This window comes from Methylosarcina fibrata AML-C10 (genome assembly GCF_000372865.1).
Taxonomy (GTDB): Bacteria; Pseudomonadota; Gammaproteobacteria; order Methylococcales; family Methylomonadaceae; genus Methylosarcina; species Methylosarcina fibrata.
Map to the genome: position 1 here is coordinate 4,069,105 of NZ_KB889965.1, position 19,275 is coordinate 4,088,379.

Annotated in this window: 19 protein-coding genes; 14 read left to right on the forward strand and 5 right to left on the reverse strand. The window is 56.0% G+C overall.

Annotated features, from left to right (window positions below):
* Window positions 1–137 precede the first annotated feature (137 nt).
* The 11 genes from A3OW_RS26105 (at window position 138) to pdxJ (ending at window position 8,531) form a co-directional block, all read left to right on the forward strand.
* On the forward strand, window positions 138–494 hold the full coding sequence (locus A3OW_RS26105; protein ID WP_020565079.1) for a DUF6794 domain-containing protein: 357 nt from the start codon (window positions 138–140) through the stop codon (window positions 492–494).
* Window positions 454–1,242, forward strand: a complete 789-nt coding sequence (locus A3OW_RS0119180; RefSeq protein ID WP_026223739.1) for a retropepsin-like aspartic protease family protein — start codon at window positions 454–456, stop codon at window positions 1,240–1,242. The genes A3OW_RS26105 and A3OW_RS0119180 overlap by 41 nt, the downstream gene beginning before the upstream one ends.
* 9 nt (window positions 1,243–1,251) lie before the next feature.
* Entirely contained in the window at window positions 1,252–1,434 is a 183-nt protein-coding gene (locus A3OW_RS27355; RefSeq protein WP_083918250.1) for a type II toxin-antitoxin system HicB family antitoxin, read from the forward strand.
* Between the two features lie 328 nt (window positions 1,435–1,762).
* A complete protein-coding gene (locus A3OW_RS0119185) occupies window positions 1,763–2,242 on the forward strand; it encodes a nuclear transport factor 2 family protein (RefSeq protein WP_020565081.1) in 480 nt (159 codons plus the stop codon).
* A gap of 248 nt (window positions 2,243–2,490) precedes the next feature.
* Window positions 2,491–4,290 carry a translation elongation factor 4 gene (gene lepA, locus A3OW_RS0119190; RefSeq protein WP_020565082.1) on the forward strand — a complete coding sequence of 600 codons (1,800 nt, stop codon included), beginning with the start codon at window positions 2,491–2,493 and terminating at the stop codon, window positions 4,288–4,290.
* Window positions 4,291–4,334: 44 nt separating this feature from the next.
* On the forward strand, window positions 4,335–5,111 hold the full coding sequence (lepB, locus tag A3OW_RS0119195) for a signal peptidase I (RefSeq protein WP_020565083.1): 777 nt from the start codon (window positions 4,335–4,337) through the stop codon (window positions 5,109–5,111).
* A 44-nt stretch (window positions 5,112–5,155) separates the two neighbouring features.
* Window positions 5,156–5,533: a DUF4845 domain-containing protein gene (locus A3OW_RS0119200; protein WP_020565084.1), complete on the forward strand. Its 378-nt coding sequence runs from the start codon at window positions 5,156–5,158 to the stop codon at window positions 5,531–5,533.
* A complete protein-coding gene (gene rnc, locus A3OW_RS0119205; RefSeq protein WP_020565085.1) occupies window positions 5,530–6,210 on the forward strand; it encodes a ribonuclease III in 681 nt (226 codons plus the stop codon). Before A3OW_RS0119200 ends, rnc begins: the two co-directional genes overlap by 4 nt.
* Window positions 6,211–7,092 carry a GTPase Era gene (gene era / locus A3OW_RS0119210; RefSeq protein WP_020565086.1) on the forward strand — a complete coding sequence of 294 codons (882 nt, stop codon included), beginning with the start codon at window positions 6,211–6,213 and terminating at the stop codon, window positions 7,090–7,092.
* Window positions 7,085–7,801 (forward strand): DNA repair protein RecO, encoded by a 717-nt coding sequence (gene recO / locus A3OW_RS0119215; RefSeq protein WP_020565087.1) that lies wholly within the window; start codon window positions 7,085–7,087, stop codon window positions 7,799–7,801. Before era ends, recO begins: the two co-directional genes overlap by 8 nt.
* Window positions 7,794–8,531 (forward strand): pyridoxine 5'-phosphate synthase, encoded by a 738-nt coding sequence (gene pdxJ / locus A3OW_RS0119220; protein WP_020565088.1) that lies wholly within the window; start codon window positions 7,794–7,796, stop codon window positions 8,529–8,531. Before recO ends, pdxJ begins: the two co-directional genes overlap by 8 nt.
* Before the next feature lie 167 nt (window positions 8,532–8,698).
* Here the strand turns inward: pdxJ and A3OW_RS0119225 are convergent, their stop codons facing one another.
* The 3 genes from A3OW_RS0119225 to pyrF form a co-directional block, all read right to left on the reverse strand.
* Window positions 8,699–9,655 (reverse strand): sigma-54 interaction domain-containing protein, encoded by a 957-nt coding sequence (locus A3OW_RS0119225; RefSeq protein ID WP_020565089.1) that lies wholly within the window; start codon window positions 9,653–9,655, stop codon window positions 8,699–8,701.
* Entirely contained in the window at window positions 9,652–10,395 is a 744-nt protein-coding gene (locus A3OW_RS0119230) for a sulfite exporter TauE/SafE family protein (protein WP_020565090.1), read from the reverse strand. Before A3OW_RS0119230 ends, A3OW_RS0119225 begins: the two co-directional genes overlap by 4 nt.
* An 81-nt stretch (window positions 10,396–10,476) precedes the next feature.
* Complete coding sequence (pyrF, locus tag A3OW_RS0119235; protein ID WP_020565091.1) at window positions 10,477–11,208, reverse strand: orotidine-5'-phosphate decarboxylase; 732 nt, start codon at window positions 11,206–11,208, stop codon at window positions 10,477–10,479.
* A 358-nt stretch (window positions 11,209–11,566) separates the two neighbouring features.
* Between pyrF and secA the strand changes: the two genes are divergently transcribed.
* A complete protein-coding gene (gene secA, locus A3OW_RS0119245) occupies window positions 11,567–14,287 on the forward strand; it encodes a preprotein translocase subunit SecA (RefSeq protein WP_026223741.1) in 2,721 nt (906 codons plus the stop codon).
* A gap of 219 nt (window positions 14,288–14,506) precedes the next feature.
* Here secA and A3OW_RS0119255 read toward each other — a convergent pair whose 3' ends face one another.
* Window positions 14,507–16,114, reverse strand: coding sequence for a DHA2 family efflux MFS transporter permease subunit (locus A3OW_RS0119255; protein WP_020565095.1), 1,608 nt, complete (start codon window positions 16,112–16,114; stop codon window positions 14,507–14,509).
* Window positions 16,115–16,120: 6 nt separating this feature from the next.
* Window positions 16,121–17,146, reverse strand: coding sequence for an HlyD family secretion protein (locus A3OW_RS0119260; protein WP_020565096.1), 1,026 nt, complete (start codon window positions 17,144–17,146; stop codon window positions 16,121–16,123).
* An 83-nt stretch (window positions 17,147–17,229) separates the two neighbouring features.
* Between A3OW_RS0119260 and A3OW_RS0119265 the strand changes: the two genes are divergently transcribed.
* Window positions 17,230–17,838 carry a TetR/AcrR family transcriptional regulator gene (locus A3OW_RS0119265; RefSeq protein WP_020565097.1) on the forward strand — a complete coding sequence of 203 codons (609 nt, stop codon included), beginning with the start codon at window positions 17,230–17,232 and terminating at the stop codon, window positions 17,836–17,838.
* Entirely contained in the window at window positions 17,828–19,270 is a 1,443-nt protein-coding gene (locus A3OW_RS0119270; RefSeq protein WP_033411801.1) for an efflux transporter outer membrane subunit, read from the forward strand. Before A3OW_RS0119265 ends, A3OW_RS0119270 begins: the two co-directional genes overlap by 11 nt.
* The last annotated feature ends 5 nt before the right edge of the window (window positions 19,271–19,275 follow it).

Sequence of the window (19,275 nt, forward strand, 5' to 3'; positions counted from 1 at the left end):
CCCTATCCCGAACTGGTCAATTACCAATCTGTAAATTAATTTCTATTGCAAGGTTATCCACGTGCTTTGTGGATAACCATGTCATTAATTTGTAGCATTCGGCTCTAACCTCTTACCCTTTTTGAAGAGATGTTAAATTGACCAAAAATTGGTCAGACTTTTTTCAGGAAATTACCAAGCCTCCGGAAACTATTGTCGAAGCCGTCGATTGGTTAACAGCTATACTTGATGGTGAGCAGAAAATCTCTTTGGCGGTTATGCAAAAAGATGATTTGAACAATCTACTTTTCAGTCTTGGTCTGGCGATCCGGAATACATTTAAGTTGCATGAACCTGAAAGCAAATTATTAGGGCATGTGGGGTCGCTCATCCGGATGATGTATCCGCTGCAATCATTAGCGAATTATGGCAAACGTTACATTCTTGAAATAAACGACAGGTTTGACGGAAAACATGGGAATACAGGATCGCGATTATTACCGAGAAAGGCATAGAAAGTCCTACTCGACGAACAAATCTGGAAAAGTAAGCACTGGCAAAAAATACTTCTTAACTCCAATTTTGACGCTTGCTTTACTGTGGCATGGGGCGAACATGATTCTTGGCAAAATGAAAAATGGGTTAACCGTTAAACCTGTGCCAGCAATGTCAACTGATAATTCCTCTGATTTGATACCAGGCGGCATTATTTTGAAAGCCGACCGTCAAGGACATTTCAAGGGAACTCTATCGATAAATAGCGTACCTATGCCCTTTTTGATCGATACCGGAGCGACCACAACCACAATTCCGGAAAATATGGCCATTGCGGCCGGTTTACCTGTTGGCCGTTCGATCCGGTCCAATACGGCGGGTGGACAAGTCCTTGAGCACCAGACCCGGATAAACAGCTTAAAAATAGGTAACGCCGAGATAAAAAATCTCGATGCCAGTATTAATCAGTATCTAAACGAGGTACTGGTTGGCATGAATACATTAAAGTATTTCCGCATGACACAAGACGGAAATACACTGACACTCGTGACCTATAACGAACCGGAGGAAGGCATTGCCGAACCAGAAGAAGAAATTGTCGAAATAGAAAATCTATCACCTCCTCCGTCTCAACAAACATTTCAACCGTCCGACGATGAAACGGCAGATGAAACCGTGGCATCGGATTACCCAAGTAAAACTACTTGGAAAAAAACAGTTTCCTGCGATGGACATAATAATTGCAAAACGATCTATAGCGATCATTGATCACGGCCGATTGAAGAGCACCAGGCGAATCCGGAATACCGGGATGGAATTTGGGGAATCGTCGAACTGGATATGAGTCAATTGTCGTCGAAATCGAAGCGGGTGAATATCACCTTGCCCAAATATCTGTTAAGGATATCGCTACAAATCACTTCCCCCTTTGAAAAAGGGGGATCAAGGGGGATTTATTAAAAAATCTTCCCCAGCCCCTCAGTAACTGCTTCCTGCGTTACTCTATCTCCTGCATCCATGCAGTTGTCTTTGTCAAAGAGGGGAGCAATAATTTCGTGCGGTTCGGAACAATCCCAATTCCGGGAAATTATTTGTGACGATATCCTAAACACGATCGATCATTACGCAAAAAAGCATGGAGAAACCCAGTCGGGTTTATTGGCTCATGCCGTCACGGAATATATGAATAGCCATCGATAGGAGGCTGGCGGCCGCACTCCTTATCTATCCAGAAAGCGTCAAATCCATTAAACTCCTCCGTGTTAATCCACTCATTCCGGAGTTTACCATGAGCACCACCCACGAACCCCGCCCCCCGTTTCCACCGTTCACCCGCGAGACCGCCGCCCAAAAAGTCCGCATGGCCGAGGACGCATGGAACAACCGCGATCCCCAGCGCGTCGCCCTGGCTTATACGGTCGACAGCCGCTGGCGCAACCGGGCCGAGTTTCCGGTAGGGCGGGAGGAAATCATCGAGTTTCTGACGCGCAAATGGGCGAAGGAGCTCGACTACCGGCTGATCAAGGAGCTGTGGGCCTTCGACGGCAACCGGATCGCGGTGCGTTTCGCTTACGAATGGCGCGACGACAGCGGCAACTGGTTCCGCTCCTACGGCAACGAGAACTGGGAATTCGACGAGAACGGCCTGATGAGCCGCCGCTACGCCAGCATCAACGATCTGCCGATCGAGGAATCCGAACGAAAATACCACTGGCCTCTGGGACGCCGGCCCGACAATCATCCGGGACTCGGCGAGCTGGGGCTTTAGCGCTTACCGCGGTGCGTAAAGCGTCCCGTCGGGCGCGAACCGGAAAATTTCCTTGAATTATTCCGGACGCGCCCTCTCAGCCGCCCGGATCGGCTGAAAGTAAAGGCCGAGACGAACAAAACCTGTTACAATATCGAATTTTATACGGGCATGACCTGGCGTGTCCGTTTATCCCGGCTTTTACTCCTAAGGCCCAATGCTTCGGGTCGTCTCGTAACCGAAGCTCATTGACACAACTTGAAGACACTGTGGATTTAAAACATATCAGAAATTTCTCCATCATCGCGCATATCGATCACGGCAAATCGACGCTGGCGGACCGTTTCATTCAAATCTGCGGCGGCCTGAGCGACCGCGAGATGTCCGCACAGGTGCTGGACTCGATGGACATCGAGAGGGAACGCGGCATTACCATCAAGGCCCAGAGCGTGACGCTGGATTACCAGGCGAAGGACGGCGAAGTCTATCAGCTCAATTTTATCGATACGCCCGGCCACGTCGATTTTTCCTACGAGGTGTCGAGGTCGCTGGCGGCCTGCGAGGGCGCGCTGCTAGTGGTCGATGCGGCCCAGGGCGTCGAGGCGCAAAGCGTCGCCAACTGCTATACCGCGATCGAGCAGGGTCTGGAAGTGGTGCCGGTGCTCAACAAGATCGATCTGCCGTCGGCGGAGCCCGAGCGGGTGCAGGACGAAATCGAGGACGTGATCGGCATTCCGGCGGACGATGCGCTCAGAATCAGCGCGAAAACCGGCTTGGGCGTCGCCGACGTGCTGGAGCAACTGGTGACCAAGGTGCCGCCGCCCGAAGGCAACGTCGACGGGCCTTTGCAGGCCTTGATCATCGACTCCTGGTTCGACAGCTATCTCGGCGTGGTGTCGCTGGTCCGGATCGTGCACGGCAGCATCCGCAGAAAACAGAAGATCACGATCATGTCCACCGGCAAGTCGTTCCTGGTCGAAAAAGTCGGCGTGTTCACGCCCAAGCGTCTCGACAAAGAAATATTGAATACCGGCGAAGTGGGTTACGTGGTCGCCGGCATCAAGGATATTTTCGGCGCGCCGGTCGGCGACACCATTACGGCGACCGACAAGCCCGCCGCCGAACAACTGGCCGGTTTCCAACGGGTGCAGCCGCGCGTATTCGCCGGCCTGTACCCGGTCAGTTCCGACAATTACGAGGAACTGCGCGATGCCCTGAACAAGCTGAACCTGAACGACGCCGCCCTGCAGTTCGAGCCGGAAACGTCCCAGGCCCTGGGTTTTGGTTTCCGCTGCGGCTTTCTCGGCATGCTGCACATGGAAATCGTGCAGGAACGTCTGGAGCGGGAATACAATGTCGACCTGATCACCACCGCGCCGACGGTGGTTTACGAGGTAGTGACCCACAACGGCCAGATCGTCATGGTCGATAATCCGGCGAAGCTGCCCGACGTCGGCACCATCGAGGAAATCCGGGAGCCTATTATCCGGGCCAACATTCTGGTGCCGCAGGATTACCTCGGCGCGGTCATCACCCTGTGCATCGAGAAGCGGGGCGTGCAGAAGGACATGCAGTACGCCGGCCGCCAGGTGTCGATCCATTACGAAATGCCTTTGAGCGAAGTGGTGCTGGATTTCTTCGATCGGCTGAAATCGGTGAGCCGCGGTTTCGCGTCGTTCGATTACGAATTCCTGCGCTTTCAGGAAGCCTCCCTGGTCAAACTCGACGTCCTGATCAACGGCGACAAGGTCGACGCCCTGTCGGTGATCGTGCACAAGGATCAGAGCCAGTCGCGCGGCCGCGATCTGGTCGAAAAAATGAAGGACCTGATTCCGAAGCAAATGTACGAAGTGGCGATCCAGGCGGCCATCGGCTCCAAAATCATCGCCCGGTCGACCGTCAAAGCCTTGAGAAAGAACGTGACCGCGAAATGTTACGGCGGCGATATTACCCGCAAGAAAAAATTACTGGAAAAACAAAAAGCCGGCAAGAAGCGGATGAAGCAGGTCGGCAACATCGAGATTCCGCAGGAAGCCTTTTTGGCCGTGCTGCAACTCAATAAAGAATAACCGGCCCGAATTTTCGAAATTTTACTTAATCAATCACTTCTCCCATGGACTTTGACTTTTCCTTTTTTCTTTTCGCCGCGTCGGTGGTGACCGGCATGATCTGGGGCGGATACGTTCTTTGGCTCCGAGTTAAAAAAATTCCGTACGAGGCCGCCAAGGAGCCTTTGCTGGTCGAGTATGCGCACTCCTTTTTTCCGATTGTGCTTCTTGTGTTCATTTTGCGCTCGTTTATCGCGGAGCCTTTCCGGATTCCTTCGGCTTCGATGATGCCGACCTTATTGATCGGCGATTTCATTCTGGTCAATAAATTCACTTACGGCATCCGGCTGCCGGTGATCAATAAAAAAGTGATCGAGCTGAACGAACCCAAGCGCGGCGATATCGTGGTTTTCCGGTTTCCGAAGGAACCGTCGGTCGATTACATCAAGCGGGTGATCGGTCTGCCCGGAGATAAAATCGCTTATTACGACAAAAAACTCTACGTCAACGATACGCCGGTCAATCAGGTGTCCCTGGGCAGTTACATCGGCCGGGGACAGGGGAACGACATGACCGGTGCGGAGCAGTTGGAAGAGAATCTGTTCGGCGTCGAGCACAGCATTCTGATCCGGAACGGAGCGCCTTCCGTGGAAGGAACCTATATCGTGCCGCCGGAGACTTATTTCGTGATGGGCGACAACCGGGACAACAGCAACGACAGCCGCTATTGGGGCACGGTGCCGGAAGAAAATCTGGTGGGCAAGGCGTTTTTTATCTGGATGAACTGGGACTGGCAGTACAAAGGGGTGGGATTCGACCGTATTGGTACCTCTTTAAAATAAACTAAACTTAAGCGGCTAATCACTTATTTTCACCGGAGAAAATCATGAATTCGTCGCTTAAATCCCAGCAGGGCCTGACCTTGCTGTCCATTGCTTTCATACTTGCGCTTATTGGATTTTTCGTGCTGCTGGCCTTGAATATCGTGCCGATTTACCTGGATCACAGCAAAGTCAAAAATGCGCTGAATGCGCTGAAGGAGGATCCGGGCTTTGCGGACATGTCCGAATTCGAGATCAGGCGAAGTCTGGATAAACGTTTTAATTTGAATTATGTCTACGATGTAACGCAGGACGACATCAAAGTGCTCAAGACCGGCAGTTACACAAAGGTGGACATTGAATATGAAACCGTCAAGAAACTGGCTTTCAATCTCAGTGTGCTGGCCGAATTTCATGACGTGATCGAGGCTGGGGTGGAGTGACGAAACAACTCGACGTATTGTGCAGAAAATTGGGATTATCGTTCAATGATCCGGAATTGCTTGGGGTGGCCCTGACGCATCGCAGCGCGGGCGCCAGAAACAACGAGCGCCTGGAATTTTTGGGGGATGCCATCCTGGGTTTCGTCATCGCGCAACGACTGTTCGAGTTGTTTCCCGAAGCCAGCGAAGGCGTGTTGAGCCGGCTCCGGGCGAGTCTGGTCAATCAAGGCTCGTTGGCCGAATTGGCCCGCCATCTTCAACTGGGCGATTATCTGCATCTGGGCTCGGGCGAGCTCAAAAGCGGCGGATTTCGCCGAGACTCCATCCTGTCGGACGCTCTGGAAGCCATTATCGGAGCCTTGTTTCAGGACCAGGGCATCGACGCTTGCCAGCGCTGGATACTGCAACTGTTCGCCGAAAAACTGCAAAGCGTTTCGCTGGACAACTGGAGAAAGGATCCGAAGACGCAATTGCAGGAACTGATGCAATCGAAAAAGATCGAACTGCCGGAATACACTCTCATTACCATGTCGGGACTTCCTCACGAACAAACGTTCAAAGTCAAATGCACCATTCCGCTATTGAAGGATGCCTGCATCGGCGTCGGGGCGACCCGAAAAAGAGCGGAACAGGCCGCAGCCGAGCAGATGCTTAATTTGCTGAATAAGGAACAATAGATGAAGTGCGGTTTCGTTGCCCTGATCGGGCGTCCCAACGTCGGCAAGTCGACTCTGATGAACCACATGCTGAAGCAGAAAATCAGCATTACTTCCAGAAAGCCGCAAACGACTCGGCATCGAATTTTAGGCATCAACACGACCGAGGCCGGGCAGGTGATCTATATGGATACGCCCGGCATGCACAGCAGCGAGAAGCGGGCGCTGAACCGCTATTTGAACAGGACGGCGGACACTTCCCTGCTCGGCGTCGATGTGGTCGTCTGGCTGATCGACGGGCTATCCTGGCACGAGTACGACGAAGTCATCTTCAAAAAGCTGGAACAGGCCGGCTTGCCGGTCATCCTGGCGGTCAACAAGGTCGACAAGGTGAAAGAGAAGGACGAGATCCTGGCTTTCTTTGCCGAAGCGCAGCACCGGTTTCCGTTTCAGCACATGGTGCCGATTTCGGCCCTGAAAGGCATCAATCTGGAGCAACTGGAGCGGTGCATCATGGAGCTTTTGCCGGAAGGCGGCCTGATCTACCCGGAAGATCAAATCACCGACCGCCCCGAACGGTTTTTATGCGCCGAGATTATCCGGGAAAAACTGACCCGGCGATTGGGCGATGAGCTGCCGTACGCGTTGACGGTGGAAGTGGAGCGGTACGAAGAACATCCGGAAATCAGCAAGATTTACGCCATCATCTGGGTGGAACGCCTGACCCAGAAAAGCATCGTCATCGGCCGGCAGGGCGAATTATTGAAAAAAATCGGCATCGACGCCCGTCACGACATTGAAAATTTGATCGGCCAGAAAGTGTATCTACAGCTCTGGGTAAAGGTCAAAAAGGGTTGGTCGGACAATGAACGCGCTTTGCAGAACCTGGGCTTTCATGAGTGAAACCGCGGTTTATCTGCAACCGGCCTTTATTCTGCAAGAGCGGAAATATCGGGAAACCAGCTTAATTCTTGAGGTATTGACCCGGGATTTCGGCAGGCTGTCTTTGCTGGCCAAAGGCATTCGCAAAGCGAAATCCCGGTTTCTCGGCTTATTGCGGCCCTTCGTTCCCTTGAACGTGTCCTTTACCGGCAAGTCGGAATTAAAACTTCTGACCGACGTCGAAATGGCGCGCCCGTATCTTGAATTAACGGGACTTGCGCTTTATTCCGGCTTTTACGTGAATGAACTGGTGATGCATTTTCTGCACAAGCACGATCCCCATCCGGACGTTTTCGGCCATTACCGCGACTGTCTGTTTCGTCTGTCGGCAGGCGCGGGACTGGAAGCCGCTCTGCGCGATTTCGAGTTCCGTTTGCTGGAATGCGCCGGCTACGGCTTTCAACTGGACAAGGATTATCTCGACGACCGGCCGATCGATCCGGCGAAACGGTACCGGATCGATGCCGAGCTGGGGCCCACGGAAGCGGTCGACGGGCCGTATTCCGGAAAAACCTTGCGCGCGGTTCCGGCCGGAGACTTCGGCGATCCTGAGGTCCTGGCCGAAGCCAAAAACCTGATGCGCGCGCTGATCGATGCCCATTCACAGGGCAAACCGCTGAAAAGCCGCACCATTATCAACACGCTGATCAAACAAACCAAAAATGAGTAAATCCCCGATTTTGTTAGGAGTGAATATCGACCACGTCGCGACCTTGCGCCAGGCCCGAGGCACGCGCTATCCGGAGCCGGTCCAGGCGGCGCTGGCGGCGGAGCAGGCGGGCGCCGACGGCATTACCGCCCACCTGCGGGAAGACCGGCGGCACATCCAGGACCGGGATCTGTATCTGCTGAAAGACATGATCCACACGAAACTCAATATGGAAATGGCCGTGACCGAGGAAATGGTCGGCATCGCCGAAAAACTGAAGCCCCAGGCCTGCTGCCTAGTGCCGGAAAAACGCGAAGAGTTGACCACCGAGGGCGGGCTCGACGTCGCCGGCAATCTGCCCCGCCTGCAATGGGCTTGCGAAAGGCTCGGCGCGGCCGGCGTCGAGGTATCGCTGTTCATCGATCCGGATGAGGAACAGATCGAAGCGTCGGTCAAGGCCGGCGCCCCGGTGGTCGAGCTGCATACCGGGCGCTATGCGGACGCGGGCTCTGCGCTCGAACAGGCGGAAGAGCTGGGCCGCATCCGGCACGCCGCGCAGATCGCCAGGGCCGCCGGATTGCAGGTGAATGCCGGCCACGGTTTAAATTATCATAATGTGGAAGCGATTTCGGCGATTCCCGAACTGGTCGAGCTCAATATCGGCCATGCCATCGTGGCTCGGGCCTTGTTTTCCGGCTTGGCGCAAGCGGTAGCCGACCTCAAGCGGATCATGACGGCGGCCCGATTGTAAAAGCGCATCCACCACCCGGTGCCGGATGCGCTTTGCTTATCCGGCCTACCAAGTCCCGTCCTCCCTGGCATCCGGGCTCAGGCAACCCCTGCCGGAACGACGGATTGGAAAAACTGACAGGCGTTAAGCAAGAACAGACTTTCGAGACGTTTCCTGGGCGTGGGGAGTTAATGAGTTGAAAAACCGTGCTTTTGCATGCGGTAGAGCAGGGTGTCCCTGGACAGCCCCAACAGCCGCGCCGATTTGCTGCGATTGCCGTTGGTGCGGTTCAGCGCCTGATGGATCAAATCGGCTTCGAGCGAATCCAGTTGCAAACCGGTTTCCGGCAACGTGAATCCGGTAGGTTTCTGGCTGCTGCGGATCTGGCTGATTTCCAGCGGCAGATTTTCCGGCTCGATGGTCCTGCCGGCCAGCAAAATGCAGAGTCTTTCGCACAGATTCCTGAGTTCCCGCACATTGCCGGGCCAGTGGTAGGCTTTCAGGGCTCTGATGGCGAGCTTGCTGAACTGGGGCGGTGTAATGTCGTAGGTCTTTTCGAACAGACCCAAGAAATGTTTGATCAGATGCTCGATGTCTTCGGTTCGTTGCGACAGAGGCGGCAACTCCAACGGCACGACGTTCAAACGGAAGTAAAGGTCCTGTCTGAAACCGCCGGCGGCAATCTGTTCGGTCAGATCGGCGTTGGTGGCCGCAATAATCCGGACGTTGACTTTATAAGGCTTGGTGTCGCCTACGGCAAGGCATTCTCCGGAGTCCAGAAAGCGCAGCAATTTCGCCTGAATGGACACCGGCAGGGAGTTGATTTCGTCCAGAAACAGAGTGCCGCCGTCGGCTGCCTGAAGAAGCCCCTGGGCATTGGCGCTGGCGCCGGTAAACGCGCCTTTCCTATGCCCGAATAATTCAGATTCGATCAGGCTTTCGGGCAGGGCGGCGCAATTCAGGGTAATGTAGGGTTGAGACGCCCTCGGGCTGGCTTGCTGAATGGCGGAAGCAAGAACTTCCTTTCCGGTTCCGGTTTCGCCTTTCAGTAATATTGTCACATCCGTAGCCGCTGCAATTTTGGCGCTACGAATTAAGGAATCCAATGCAGGAGATTGACCGATGATCGAATTGAAATGATTCATAGTGTGCTCTCTTTATGAATTGCTGTGTGATTAGTGAAAGCCAACGGGTTAAGCCACGGCAACGCGGAAAACAGCGCAAGTACGATCATGAACAAACCGATGGCTTGTTTGAACCGTTGCAGCCGCGATAACCTGGTCAATATTCCGGTCATTATACCTACGCCCATGACCGCCGGTAAAGTTCCCAGCCCAAAAAAAAGCATCGTGGAAGCGCTCCGGGCAGGGTTTCCGGTGACGGCGGCTAGCGCCAAGGCTGCGTAGACCAGGCCGCACGGCAGCCAGCCCCAAACCATGCCGAACAGAAAGGCCTGGGTCCGGCTTTGTACCGGAATAAGCTTGCGGCCGTACGGCTCCAGCAATTTCCAGAAATGCCTGCCGGCTTTTTCGATGTAGGCAAAACGTGGAAACCAGCCGGCGATATAGAGGCCGGCGCCCGCCATAATGGCCGAGGACAGGATTTGCAGCACCCGGTAGCCGTCGATTTTTCCCATCGGCATCGAGACCAGGGAACCGACGAGTCCGGCCAGCGCGCCGGCCAGGGTATAACTGACGATGCGCCCGAAATTGTAATTGAATACGTAAGACAACAAACGACATTTGCTGCCGCGTATCTCCGGGCTTAGGCTTAGCGTCAGCGTGCCGATGATAGAGCCGCACATGCCGATGCAGTGAACGCTGCTGAACAGCCCCATCAGAAAGGAAACCAGATAAGAAGTGGTAAATGCGGGATCAAATGCCATAGCCGGCCAACATTAACACAGTGAAGGATGATGGCCCACCGGTTGAAGGCAGCGTTCGGCTTGCCGTTTCTGTCGAGCGGATCATCGGGATGGAAATTGAGCCTGGATTTGCTCCTGCATGATTTCGGCCATCCGTTTGGGATCGGCGGCGTCGCGTATCGGCCGTCCGACTACGATGTAATCGGCGCCGTTTTGAAAGGCCGTTTCCACGGTGGCGACCCGTTTTTGGTCGTCCTCTTCCCGGTTGTCGACCGGCCGGATGCCGGGAGTAATGATCAGCAGGCGCTGTCCGAGTTCGGCGCGTATCATCGGCGCTTCCAGTCCCGACGAGACGATCCCGTCGCAGCCGATCTGCAGGGCCCGCCGGGCCCGGGACAAAACCAGATCCCGGACGTCGCACTGAAAACCCAGATCGTTGAGGTCGCCCCGGTCCAGGCTGGTCAGCGCGGTGACCGCCAGGACTTTCAGCGATCCTTTGCTGGCCGCGGCCGCTTCCATAATGGCGTCGTTGCCGTGAATGGTGGCGAAATCCACCCCTTTGTTGCTCAAGGCCTTGATCGCGCGCCCGACGGTGGCGGGCACGTCGAAAAACTTGAGGTCGACGAAGACTTTTTTACGGCGCTCCTTGAGCCATTCGATAAAGCCGAAATAATCGCCGGACATGAACAGCTCCATGCCTACTTTATAAAACGTCACCGAGTCGTCCAGCTCCCGGACCAGATCCTGCGCCTCGGCAATGCTCGGCAGATCCAGCGCCATGATGAGCCGTTCGCGAACGGGGATGGGTTTGTCGGATAGCAGTGAGGTCGGCATGTCGATGCAGTGTGGGTTGAAGTTAATGAAACAGGTCCGGCATTAAATTTTGTAACTATTCAGCGGTATTCGTAGGAGCGACGCCAGTCGCGATTTGGGCGGTGATTATCGCGACTGGCGTCGCTCCTACAGTTGGTTTTCCTTACTTTGAAACCACTTATAAACAAGCCAGTGATTTCCGCTGAATAGTTACTAAATTTTTTAAACAGGCATGATAGCCACCTCCCCGCCGATTGTCCAATCCTGCATCAGGAAAAGAGCGGCACGGGCGGACAGCCTATGCCGTTTTATCTGTAACAAAAAATTTAGAAAGTATATAATTGCAATTTTTGTCACTTTTTATTACCGGAAGAAACGAATGCTGGGTAAGCTGGTTAGATTTGTTGTAGGGAGTCGGAACGACAGACTCATAAAGAAGAAAAGGAAGGTGGTCAAAAAGATCAACGCCTTGGCTTCTCAATATGAAAAATTATCGGATGACGCCTTAAAAGCAAAAACTCGGGAGTTTCGCGAGCGTCTGGCGCAGGGTGAAAAACTCGACAACCTTCTGCCGGAAGCTTTCGCAACGGTCCGGGAAGCCTCGACCCGAGTTTTCGGCATGCGCCATTTCGACGTCCAGTTGATCGGCGGCATGATCCTGCACGAAGGCAAGATCGCCGAAATGAAAACCGGCGAAGGCAAAACCCTGATGGCGACCCTGGCGGCCTATCTGAACGCCCTGCCGGGCCGCGGCGTGCACGTGGTGACGGTCAACGATTATCTGGCCAAACGCGATTCCGAATGGATGGGCCGATTGTATTCCTTTCTGGGCATGACCACCGGCGTCATTATCAGCCAGTTGGACCAGGAGGCGAGGCGTGAGGCTTATGCGGCGGACATCACCTACGGCACCAACAACGAGTTCGGTTTCGACTACCTGCGCGACAACATGGCGTTCAGCCTCGATCAGAAAGTCCAGCGAGAGCTGAGCTTCGCCATCGTCGACGAGGTGGACTCGATCCTGATCGACGAAGCGAGAACGCCGCTGATCATTTCGGGGCCGACCGAAGAAAATTCCGAAATCTACGTCAAGGCCAACGCGATCATTCCTTTCCTGACCCGGCAGGAAAAAGAGGAAGAGCCCGGCGACTACACGGTCGATGAAAAAACCCGCCAGGTCTATCTGACCGAGGAAGGCCATGAACGGGTTGAGCGGCTGATGGTCGAGCACGGGCTGATGGTCGAAGGCACCAGCCTTTACGATGCTTCCAATATCCGGCTGATGCACTACCTGAGCGCATCCCTCAGAGCGCACGCCCTGTTCAAGCGCGACGTCGATTATATCGTCGCCAACAATCAGGTCGTCATCGTCGACGAGTTCACCGGACGCGTGATGCCCGGCCGCCGCTGGTCCGAAGGCTTGCATCAGGCGATCGAAGCGAAAGAGCGCGTTACCATTCAGAACGAAAACCAGACCCTGGCGTCGATTACCTTTCAGAATTATTTCCGCCTGTACCACAAGCTGTCCGGCATGACCGGCACGGCCGACACCGAAGCGTTCGAGTTGAACAAAATCTACGGCCTCGAAGTCGTCGTGATTCCGACCCATCGGCCGATGATCCGGAAAGATCTGGGCGATGTGGTGTTTCTGACGACGGACGAGAAATACAATGCCGTCGCCAACGACATCAAGGAGTGCGTCCAGAGAAATCAGCCGGTCCTGGTGGGAACGACGTCGATCGAAAATTCGGAGCGGCTCTCCGCCCTGCTGAAAAAACTGGGCATCCGGCACGAAGTGCTGAACGCCAAGCAGCACGAGCGCGAAGCCCACATCGTCGAGCAGGCCGGCCAGCCCGGCGCGGTCACGATCGCGACGAACATGGCCGGCCGGGGGACCGACATCGTTCTCGGGGGAAACCTGGAAGCCGAACTGAAGGCGTTGGGGCCCGACGCCACCGACGAGGAAAAAGAAAAAGTGCGCGGCGCCTGGCTGGACCGGCACAACCAGGTCATCGCCAGCGGCGGTTTGCATGTGATCGGCTCGGAGCGGCACGAATCCCGCCGTATCGACAACCAGCTCAGAGGCCGCTCCGGCCGTCAGGGCGATCCGGGCTCTTCCCGCTTTTATCTGTCGCTGCAGGACGATCTGATGCGGATTTTCGCATCGGACCGCGTCGCCGGCCTGATGCAGAAGCTGGGCATGGGCAACGGCGAAGCGATCGAACATCCCTGGGTGACGCGCGCCATCGAAAACGCCCAGCGCAAGGTCGAGGCCCGCAACTTCGATATCCGTAAAGAAATCCTCGCGTACGACGACGTCGCCAACGATCAGCGCAAGGTGATCTATGCCCAGCGCAACGAACTGATGGCGGCGAGGGAAATTTCCGACATCATCACCGCGATACGCAAGGACGTGGTCAACAACGTCATTACCCAGTACATTCCGCCCAAAACGATGGAGGAGCAGTGGGATATCAAAGGGCTTGAAGAGCATATTCAGCAGGAATTCAATGTCGAAATCCCTATCCGGAAAATGCTCGACGAAGACCATGCCCTGCAGGAAGAGGCGCTGCGCCAGCGTATAGTCGATATTCTGGAACAAAACCACAAGGACAAGGAAAAACAGATTACCAAGGAAGTCCTGCAACACTTCGAGAAATCGGTCATGCTGCAGGTGCTCGACAACAGTTGGAAAGAGCATCTGGCGGCGATGGATTATCTGCGCCAGGGCATCCACTTCAGAGGCTACGCGCAAAAGGATCCGAAGCAGGAATACAAGCGCGAATCCTTCGAAATGTTTACCCAGTTGCTCGAGCACATCAAATACGAAGTCGTCGGCATCCTGTTCAAGGTTCAGGTCCGGCAGGAGGAGGATGTGCAGGCGATCGATGCGCAAAGACAGGCGCAGGCGCCCAAGGAACTGCATTTCGAACACGCCGAGGCGCCGGGGTTGGAAGAAGAACCGATGCCGCCGGGACCTGCCCGGGAAGAGCCGGCAGCGCAGCCTTTTGTCCGCTACGGCAATAAAATCGGCCGCAACGATCCCTGCCCGTGCGGCTCGGGAAAGAAATACAAACAGTGCCACGGCAAATTGAGTTAAGGCCGGCACGGCGGCCGGGGTCTGGATGTCGGGGTTCGACATCGGGCCGGTCAAGGCCAAGGCTGCCGATACCCGGGCAATCGCAGGTAGGGGCGAATTTATTCGCCCGGATCATGCACCGGAGGTGCATCGGGCTTCCATGCACTCGCCGATTGAGAGCGTTCCGGCAAGTGTACTGCCGTCAGCGATTCCGGAATAGCCCGCTCTGCCGCCTCGATCTCAATGCCCGCCGCCCGGATCCTCTCCGGCCGATACTTTTCTTACCCACGGCATCAGCAGCAGGGCGGCGAAAAACACCAGGCCGAGAATATGAAACAGCGTATTGAGCGTTAGGACTTCGGCTTCGCGCATGGCCAGTCCGTAAAGCTGCTTCAGCGCCGCCAGCTCAGGGTCCGGGGACGACGACGCGATCAGGTGCTGTTTCATGCCCGACAGAAAAGCCTGGGCTTCGGCCGATCCTCCCGTCACTTTCTCGCGCAGTACCGCGTAATTGCCTTTGTTGAGTTGTATCATCAGGGTATTGGCGACCGCCAGGCCGATCGCGCCGCCCAGATTACGCATCAGATTGTAGAGCCCGCTGGCGTTTTTGACTTCCTCCGCAGGCAAAGTGCCTAGCGCCAGCGAATTGATCGGCAGGAAGCAGAACATCAGGGCAAACCCGCGCACCGCCTGCGGCCAGAAAAACTCCCAGTAGCCGGCTTCGTAAGTCAAGTTGCCGTTCATCCAGGTGCCCAGGCCGTAGAGCAGTAAACCCAGGGCCAGCATCCAGCGGGAGTCCAGGATTTTGGCCATGGGGCCCGCGACAAAGGCCGAGACGAATTGGAACAGTCCGGTCACCATCACGTACTGCCCGATTTGCAGGCTGCTCAGGCCCTTGACGTTGGCCAGGTACACCGGCATCAGATAAATGATGGTGTAAAGCCCAATGCCCAGAATGAAGCTGAAGATACAGCCTACGGCAAAATTCCGGTTCCGGAACGCCCACAGATCGACGATGGGATGCTCGATGGTCAGTTCGCGGTAGAGCATCGCCGTTCCCGAGACCACGGCGATCAAGGCGAAGAAGCCGATCTCGCGGCTTTCGAACCATTGCTCCTTGACGCCTTCCTCCAGCACGAACTGCATGCTGCCCAGAAAAAGCACGATGTACAGGATGCCCCGGAAATCGATTTTGTCCAGGAGATCCCACTCCGGCTCGTCGACCCGGACGAACAGCCAGGTCGACAGGGACACCAGAAGCCCCGGCGCCAGATTGACCAGAAACAGCGCCTTCCAGGAGACCGCGTCGGTCAGATAGCCGCCCAGCACCGGTCCTGCGGTCGGCGCGACCGTGACCACGAGGCCCACGACGATGACCATGGCCGGTTGAAGCCGCGGCGGAAACAGCGTGTAGATCACCGCGAACACCGTCGGAATCATCGCGCCGCCGAACAGCCCCTGCAAAGCCCGGAAAATCACCATCGACGGCAGATTCCAGGCCAGCGCGCAGAACAGGCTCATCAACGTGAATCCGCCGCAGGCCAGAGCAAACAGGTAGCGGGTCGAAAGTGCCCGGGCCAGCCAGCCGGACAGCGGAATAATCACGACTTCCGCGACCAGATAGGCGGTTTGCACCCAGGTGATTTCTTCCCGGGTCGCCGACAGGCCGGCCTGTATCTGTTCCAGCGAGCTGGCCACGATCTGGATGTCCAGAACCGCCATGAAGATGCCGAACACCATGCCGATGAAGCCGATCCATTGCGGAAGACCGAGATGGGAGCCGTTATTTTTCTCAAGGGCAGGCGTTTCCAGAATCAGGTTCGGGGAAGAGGTCTCAAGGGTCTTCATAAAAATTTACCGCACTTTGACCCTGACCGTGGTGGACAGGCCCGGGCGCAGACGGCTTAAGCTGGTGCCGGCCCGGAAGCGAATCTTTACCGGCACGCGCCGAACAATCTTGGTGAAATTGCCGGTCGCGTTTTCCGGCGGCAACAGGCTGAATTCTGAGCCTGAAGCCGGGGCGAAGCTGTCGACCATGCCCGTGAATTGCTGGTCCGGAAGCGCATCGACGCCGATTTCGACGGTCTGCCCCGGTTGCATCCGGGCAATCTGGGTTTCCTTGAAATTAGCTTCGACAAAAATGCCGTCGCTCGGAATCAGATAGGCGAGCACGGTGCCCGGTTGCACCAGTTGCCCGACCTGGACGCTGCGATTGCCGATGACGCCCTCGAACGGCGCGAAAATGCGGGTATTGGCCAGATCGATCCGGGCCAGTTCCAGAGCGGCCAGCGCCGCCTTCAGCCGGGCTTGGGTCTCGGTGATTCTGGCATCCAGCGACGACAGCCGGCTTATTGCTTCCTGTGTTGTGGAAAGATATTTGTCCCGCTCGGCCTTGGCCTGTTTGTAGGCCGATTCCGCCGTGTCCCGGGTTTGAGCCGAGATGGCGCCCTCGGCGGCCAGGTTGCGAAAACGCTGCAAGTCCTTGCCGGATTTTTCGACATTGGCTTCCGAAGCCGCCATATTGGCCTGCTCCTGGCGGATCATCGCACTTTGTGCCTGCTTGTCGGTTTCCAGAGTCGCCATGGTGGCTTTTTCCAGCATGACTTGCGCTTCGGCCTGGGCCACCTTCGCTTGATAATCGTGGTCGTCGATGACCACCAGCAGATCGCCCGGCATGACCTTCCGGTTGTCTTCGAACAGGACTTCCCTGACGTAACCCGATTCCTTGGGGCTGATCAGACTGATGTGAGCCTTCAGGTAGGCATTGTCGGTCGTCTCGAACGGACGGATGGTTTTGAACCAGTACAACAGGCCGCCTGCCGAGGCGGCCAAGACCAGCGCGATAATAAAAAAAGGGCTTTTGAAAAACGGAGAGTGCATGAAAAGAGGTTGCCTTACTAAACGGTGTGGTTTATTCTAATCAGTAACCCACTCTAAAAGCAACGAATTTTCCTGACTCTGTCATGACCCGATCTCCCAAATCCAAACAGCAGGCCATTCTCGAGGCGGCCAAACGAGCCTTCCTCGCGCACGGTTACAGCGGCGCCAGCATGGAATCCATCGCCGAAGCCGCGCCGGTATCGAAACCGACCCTTTACAGCCATTTCAAGGGCAAACAGGAGCTGTTTTCCGCGGTGATTGCCGGCGAATGCGAGACTTTATTGAATACGCTTGCCCGTTCCCAGGCGGAAATCAGGAACCCTGCCGCCGCGCTCAAGACCATCGCCCACGCCTTCGTCGATCTGATTTATGCCGAAGACGCCCTGAATCTGTACCGGTTGATTATTTCCGAACAGCAAAATTTTCCCGAGCTGGGGACGCAAGTCTACCGGACCGGCCCTGAGCCGATACTGAAGCAATTGTCGGCTTATCTGGCCGAACTGTCCGCGTCGGGAGCCTTGACGATGCCGGACGTGGCGACCTCCAGCCGGTTGTTTCTGAGCATGTTGAAGGGCGACGAACACTTGCGCTGCCTGCTCGGCATGCAGTCCGGATTGAACGAGGCGGAAAAGGAAGCGCTGATCGATGCCGCCGTTTCACTGTTTCTGAAAGGGCATGGCCATGACGCATAAGATAGCGTTTCTGCTGTTGAGCGCCGGTCTGGCAGGGTGTGCCGTAGGCCCCGATTACAAGGAAACGACACCCGGCGTTCCGGACCGATGGCAGGCGGGAAAACTGCTCGGGGAACGGAGCGGCGCCGAGGTTGGGCGTGCGCAAGCGGTGTTGAAACCCGTGGATAAAAACGCATTGGCGCGATGGTGGCAAAGTTTCGGCGACATTCAACTGGACCTCTTGATGAAACAGGCGCTTGCCGGCAACCTGGACGTCAGGATCGCATTGACCCGGATCGATCAGGCCCGAGCTGAACGCAAAAGCACCCGCGCGGAACTGTTGCCCACGGTCAATATCGCCGCCGGCGCCCAGCGCAATGAGAATCCGTTTCCCGGTTTCGCCCCCGGCATCAAGTACAATCTGTTCGAGCTGGGTTTCGATGCGCTGTGGGAAGTGGATCTGTTCGGGCGTCAGCGAAGACGCCTTGAGGCCGCTTCCGCCGATCTCGAAGGAGCCGGGGAACTGTATCGCCAGTCTTTGGTGACGTTGACCTCCGAACTGGCGCGAACCTACGTCGACTATCGAAATCTTCAGAACCAGCTCAGAATAACCCGTACGAATCTCGAATCGCAGCGGCATACGCTGAAGCTGACCGAACGGCTCGACGCCGAAGGCGTCGGCACCCGGCACGACGTGGTGCGCGCCAGGGCTCAGGTGTCCGCAACCGAATCCCGGATCCCGGCGCTGGAAGCCCGGCTGGTTTCCGCGTTGCGCCGGCTGGAAGTATTGTCGGGACGCCAGCCGGGTTCACTGGACGGGCGATTGAATTCGGAAGAAGCGGTGCCGGCGGCGCCGGCCATCGGCATTCTCGCTTCGCCGGCGGAAACGATCCGGCACCGCCCCGATCTCCGCGCCGCCGAACGGAGGCTGGCGGCGGCCACGGCGATGCAGGGCGCGGCGATCGCGGAACTGTTTCCGAAAATCTCGTTGTCGGCCTTCGTCGGTCTGCGCAATACCGATCTTGAGCAATTGTTCAAATCGGCCGCCTTTTCCTACGGCACCGCCGCCAATCTGTTGCAGCCTCTGCTCAATTTCGGCCGCATCCGCGCCGGCATCGATCTGGCCGATGCAAAACAGAAGGAAGCCTATCTCGCCTATGAAAAGGCCGTGCTCGAGGCGCTCCAGGAAACTGAAACGTCGATGACGCGCTATCTGAAAGAAGAAATCCGCCGGCAGACGCTGGCCCGTTCGGTGGCGGACTTGAAAGAATCGGTGCGGTTATCGAATTTGCGCTATCAGGAAGGCGTCATCTCTTTTCTCGACGTGCTCGATGCGCAGCGGGCTCTTTATGTCGCCGAAATCGATCTGGCCGGTTCCGAAGCGGAGACTGCGACCAGCCTGATTGCCTTGTTCAAGGCGCTGGGCGGCGGCGCGAACGCTCAATGGTCATGACTGAA

What these genes read in the sequence shown, in the direction of transcription:
- A3OW_RS0119260 (WP_020565096.1), bottom strand. Translation starts at nt 17,146, where the DNA reads ATGCACTCTCCGTTTTTCAAAAGCCCTTTTTTTATTATCGCGCTGGTC.
- recO (WP_020565087.1), top strand. Translation starts at nt 7,085, where the DNA reads ATGAGTGAAACCGCGGTTTATCTGCAACCGGCCTTTATTCTGCAAGAG.
- A3OW_RS0119200 (WP_020565084.1), top strand. Translation starts at nt 5,156, where the DNA reads ATGAATTCGTCGCTTAAATCCCAGCAGGGCCTGACCTTGCTGTCCATT.
- A3OW_RS0119255 (WP_020565095.1), bottom strand. Translation starts at nt 16,114, where the DNA reads ATGAAGACCCTTGAGACCTCTTCCCCGAACCTGATTCTGGAAACGCCT.
- A3OW_RS0119225 (WP_020565089.1), bottom strand. Translation starts at nt 9,655, where the DNA reads ATGAATCATTTCAATTCGATCATCGGTCAATCTCCTGCATTGGATTCC.
- A3OW_RS0119265 (WP_020565097.1), top strand. Translation starts at nt 17,230, where the DNA reads ATGACCCGATCTCCCAAATCCAAACAGCAGGCCATTCTCGAGGCGGCC.
- era (WP_020565086.1), top strand. Translation starts at nt 6,211, where the DNA reads ATGAAGTGCGGTTTCGTTGCCCTGATCGGGCGTCCCAACGTCGGCAAG.
- lepB (WP_020565083.1), top strand. Translation starts at nt 4,335, where the DNA reads ATGGACTTTGACTTTTCCTTTTTTCTTTTCGCCGCGTCGGTGGTGACC.
- pdxJ (WP_020565088.1), top strand. Translation starts at nt 7,794, where the DNA reads ATGAGTAAATCCCCGATTTTGTTAGGAGTGAATATCGACCACGTCGCG.
- A3OW_RS0119185 (WP_020565081.1), top strand. Translation starts at nt 1,763, where the DNA reads ATGAGCACCACCCACGAACCCCGCCCCCCGTTTCCACCGTTCACCCGC.
- A3OW_RS0119180 (WP_026223739.1), top strand. Translation starts at nt 454, where the DNA reads ATGGGAATACAGGATCGCGATTATTACCGAGAAAGGCATAGAAAGTCC.
- A3OW_RS0119230 (WP_020565090.1), bottom strand. Translation starts at nt 10,395, where the DNA reads ATGGCATTTGATCCCGCATTTACCACTTCTTATCTGGTTTCCTTTCTG.
- pyrF (WP_020565091.1), bottom strand. Translation starts at nt 11,208, where the DNA reads ATGCCGACCTCACTGCTATCCGACAAACCCATCCCCGTTCGCGAACGG.
- secA (WP_026223741.1), top strand. Translation starts at nt 11,567, where the DNA reads ATGCTGGGTAAGCTGGTTAGATTTGTTGTAGGGAGTCGGAACGACAGA.
- A3OW_RS0119270 (WP_033411801.1), top strand. Translation starts at nt 17,828, where the DNA reads ATGACGCATAAGATAGCGTTTCTGCTGTTGAGCGCCGGTCTGGCAGGG.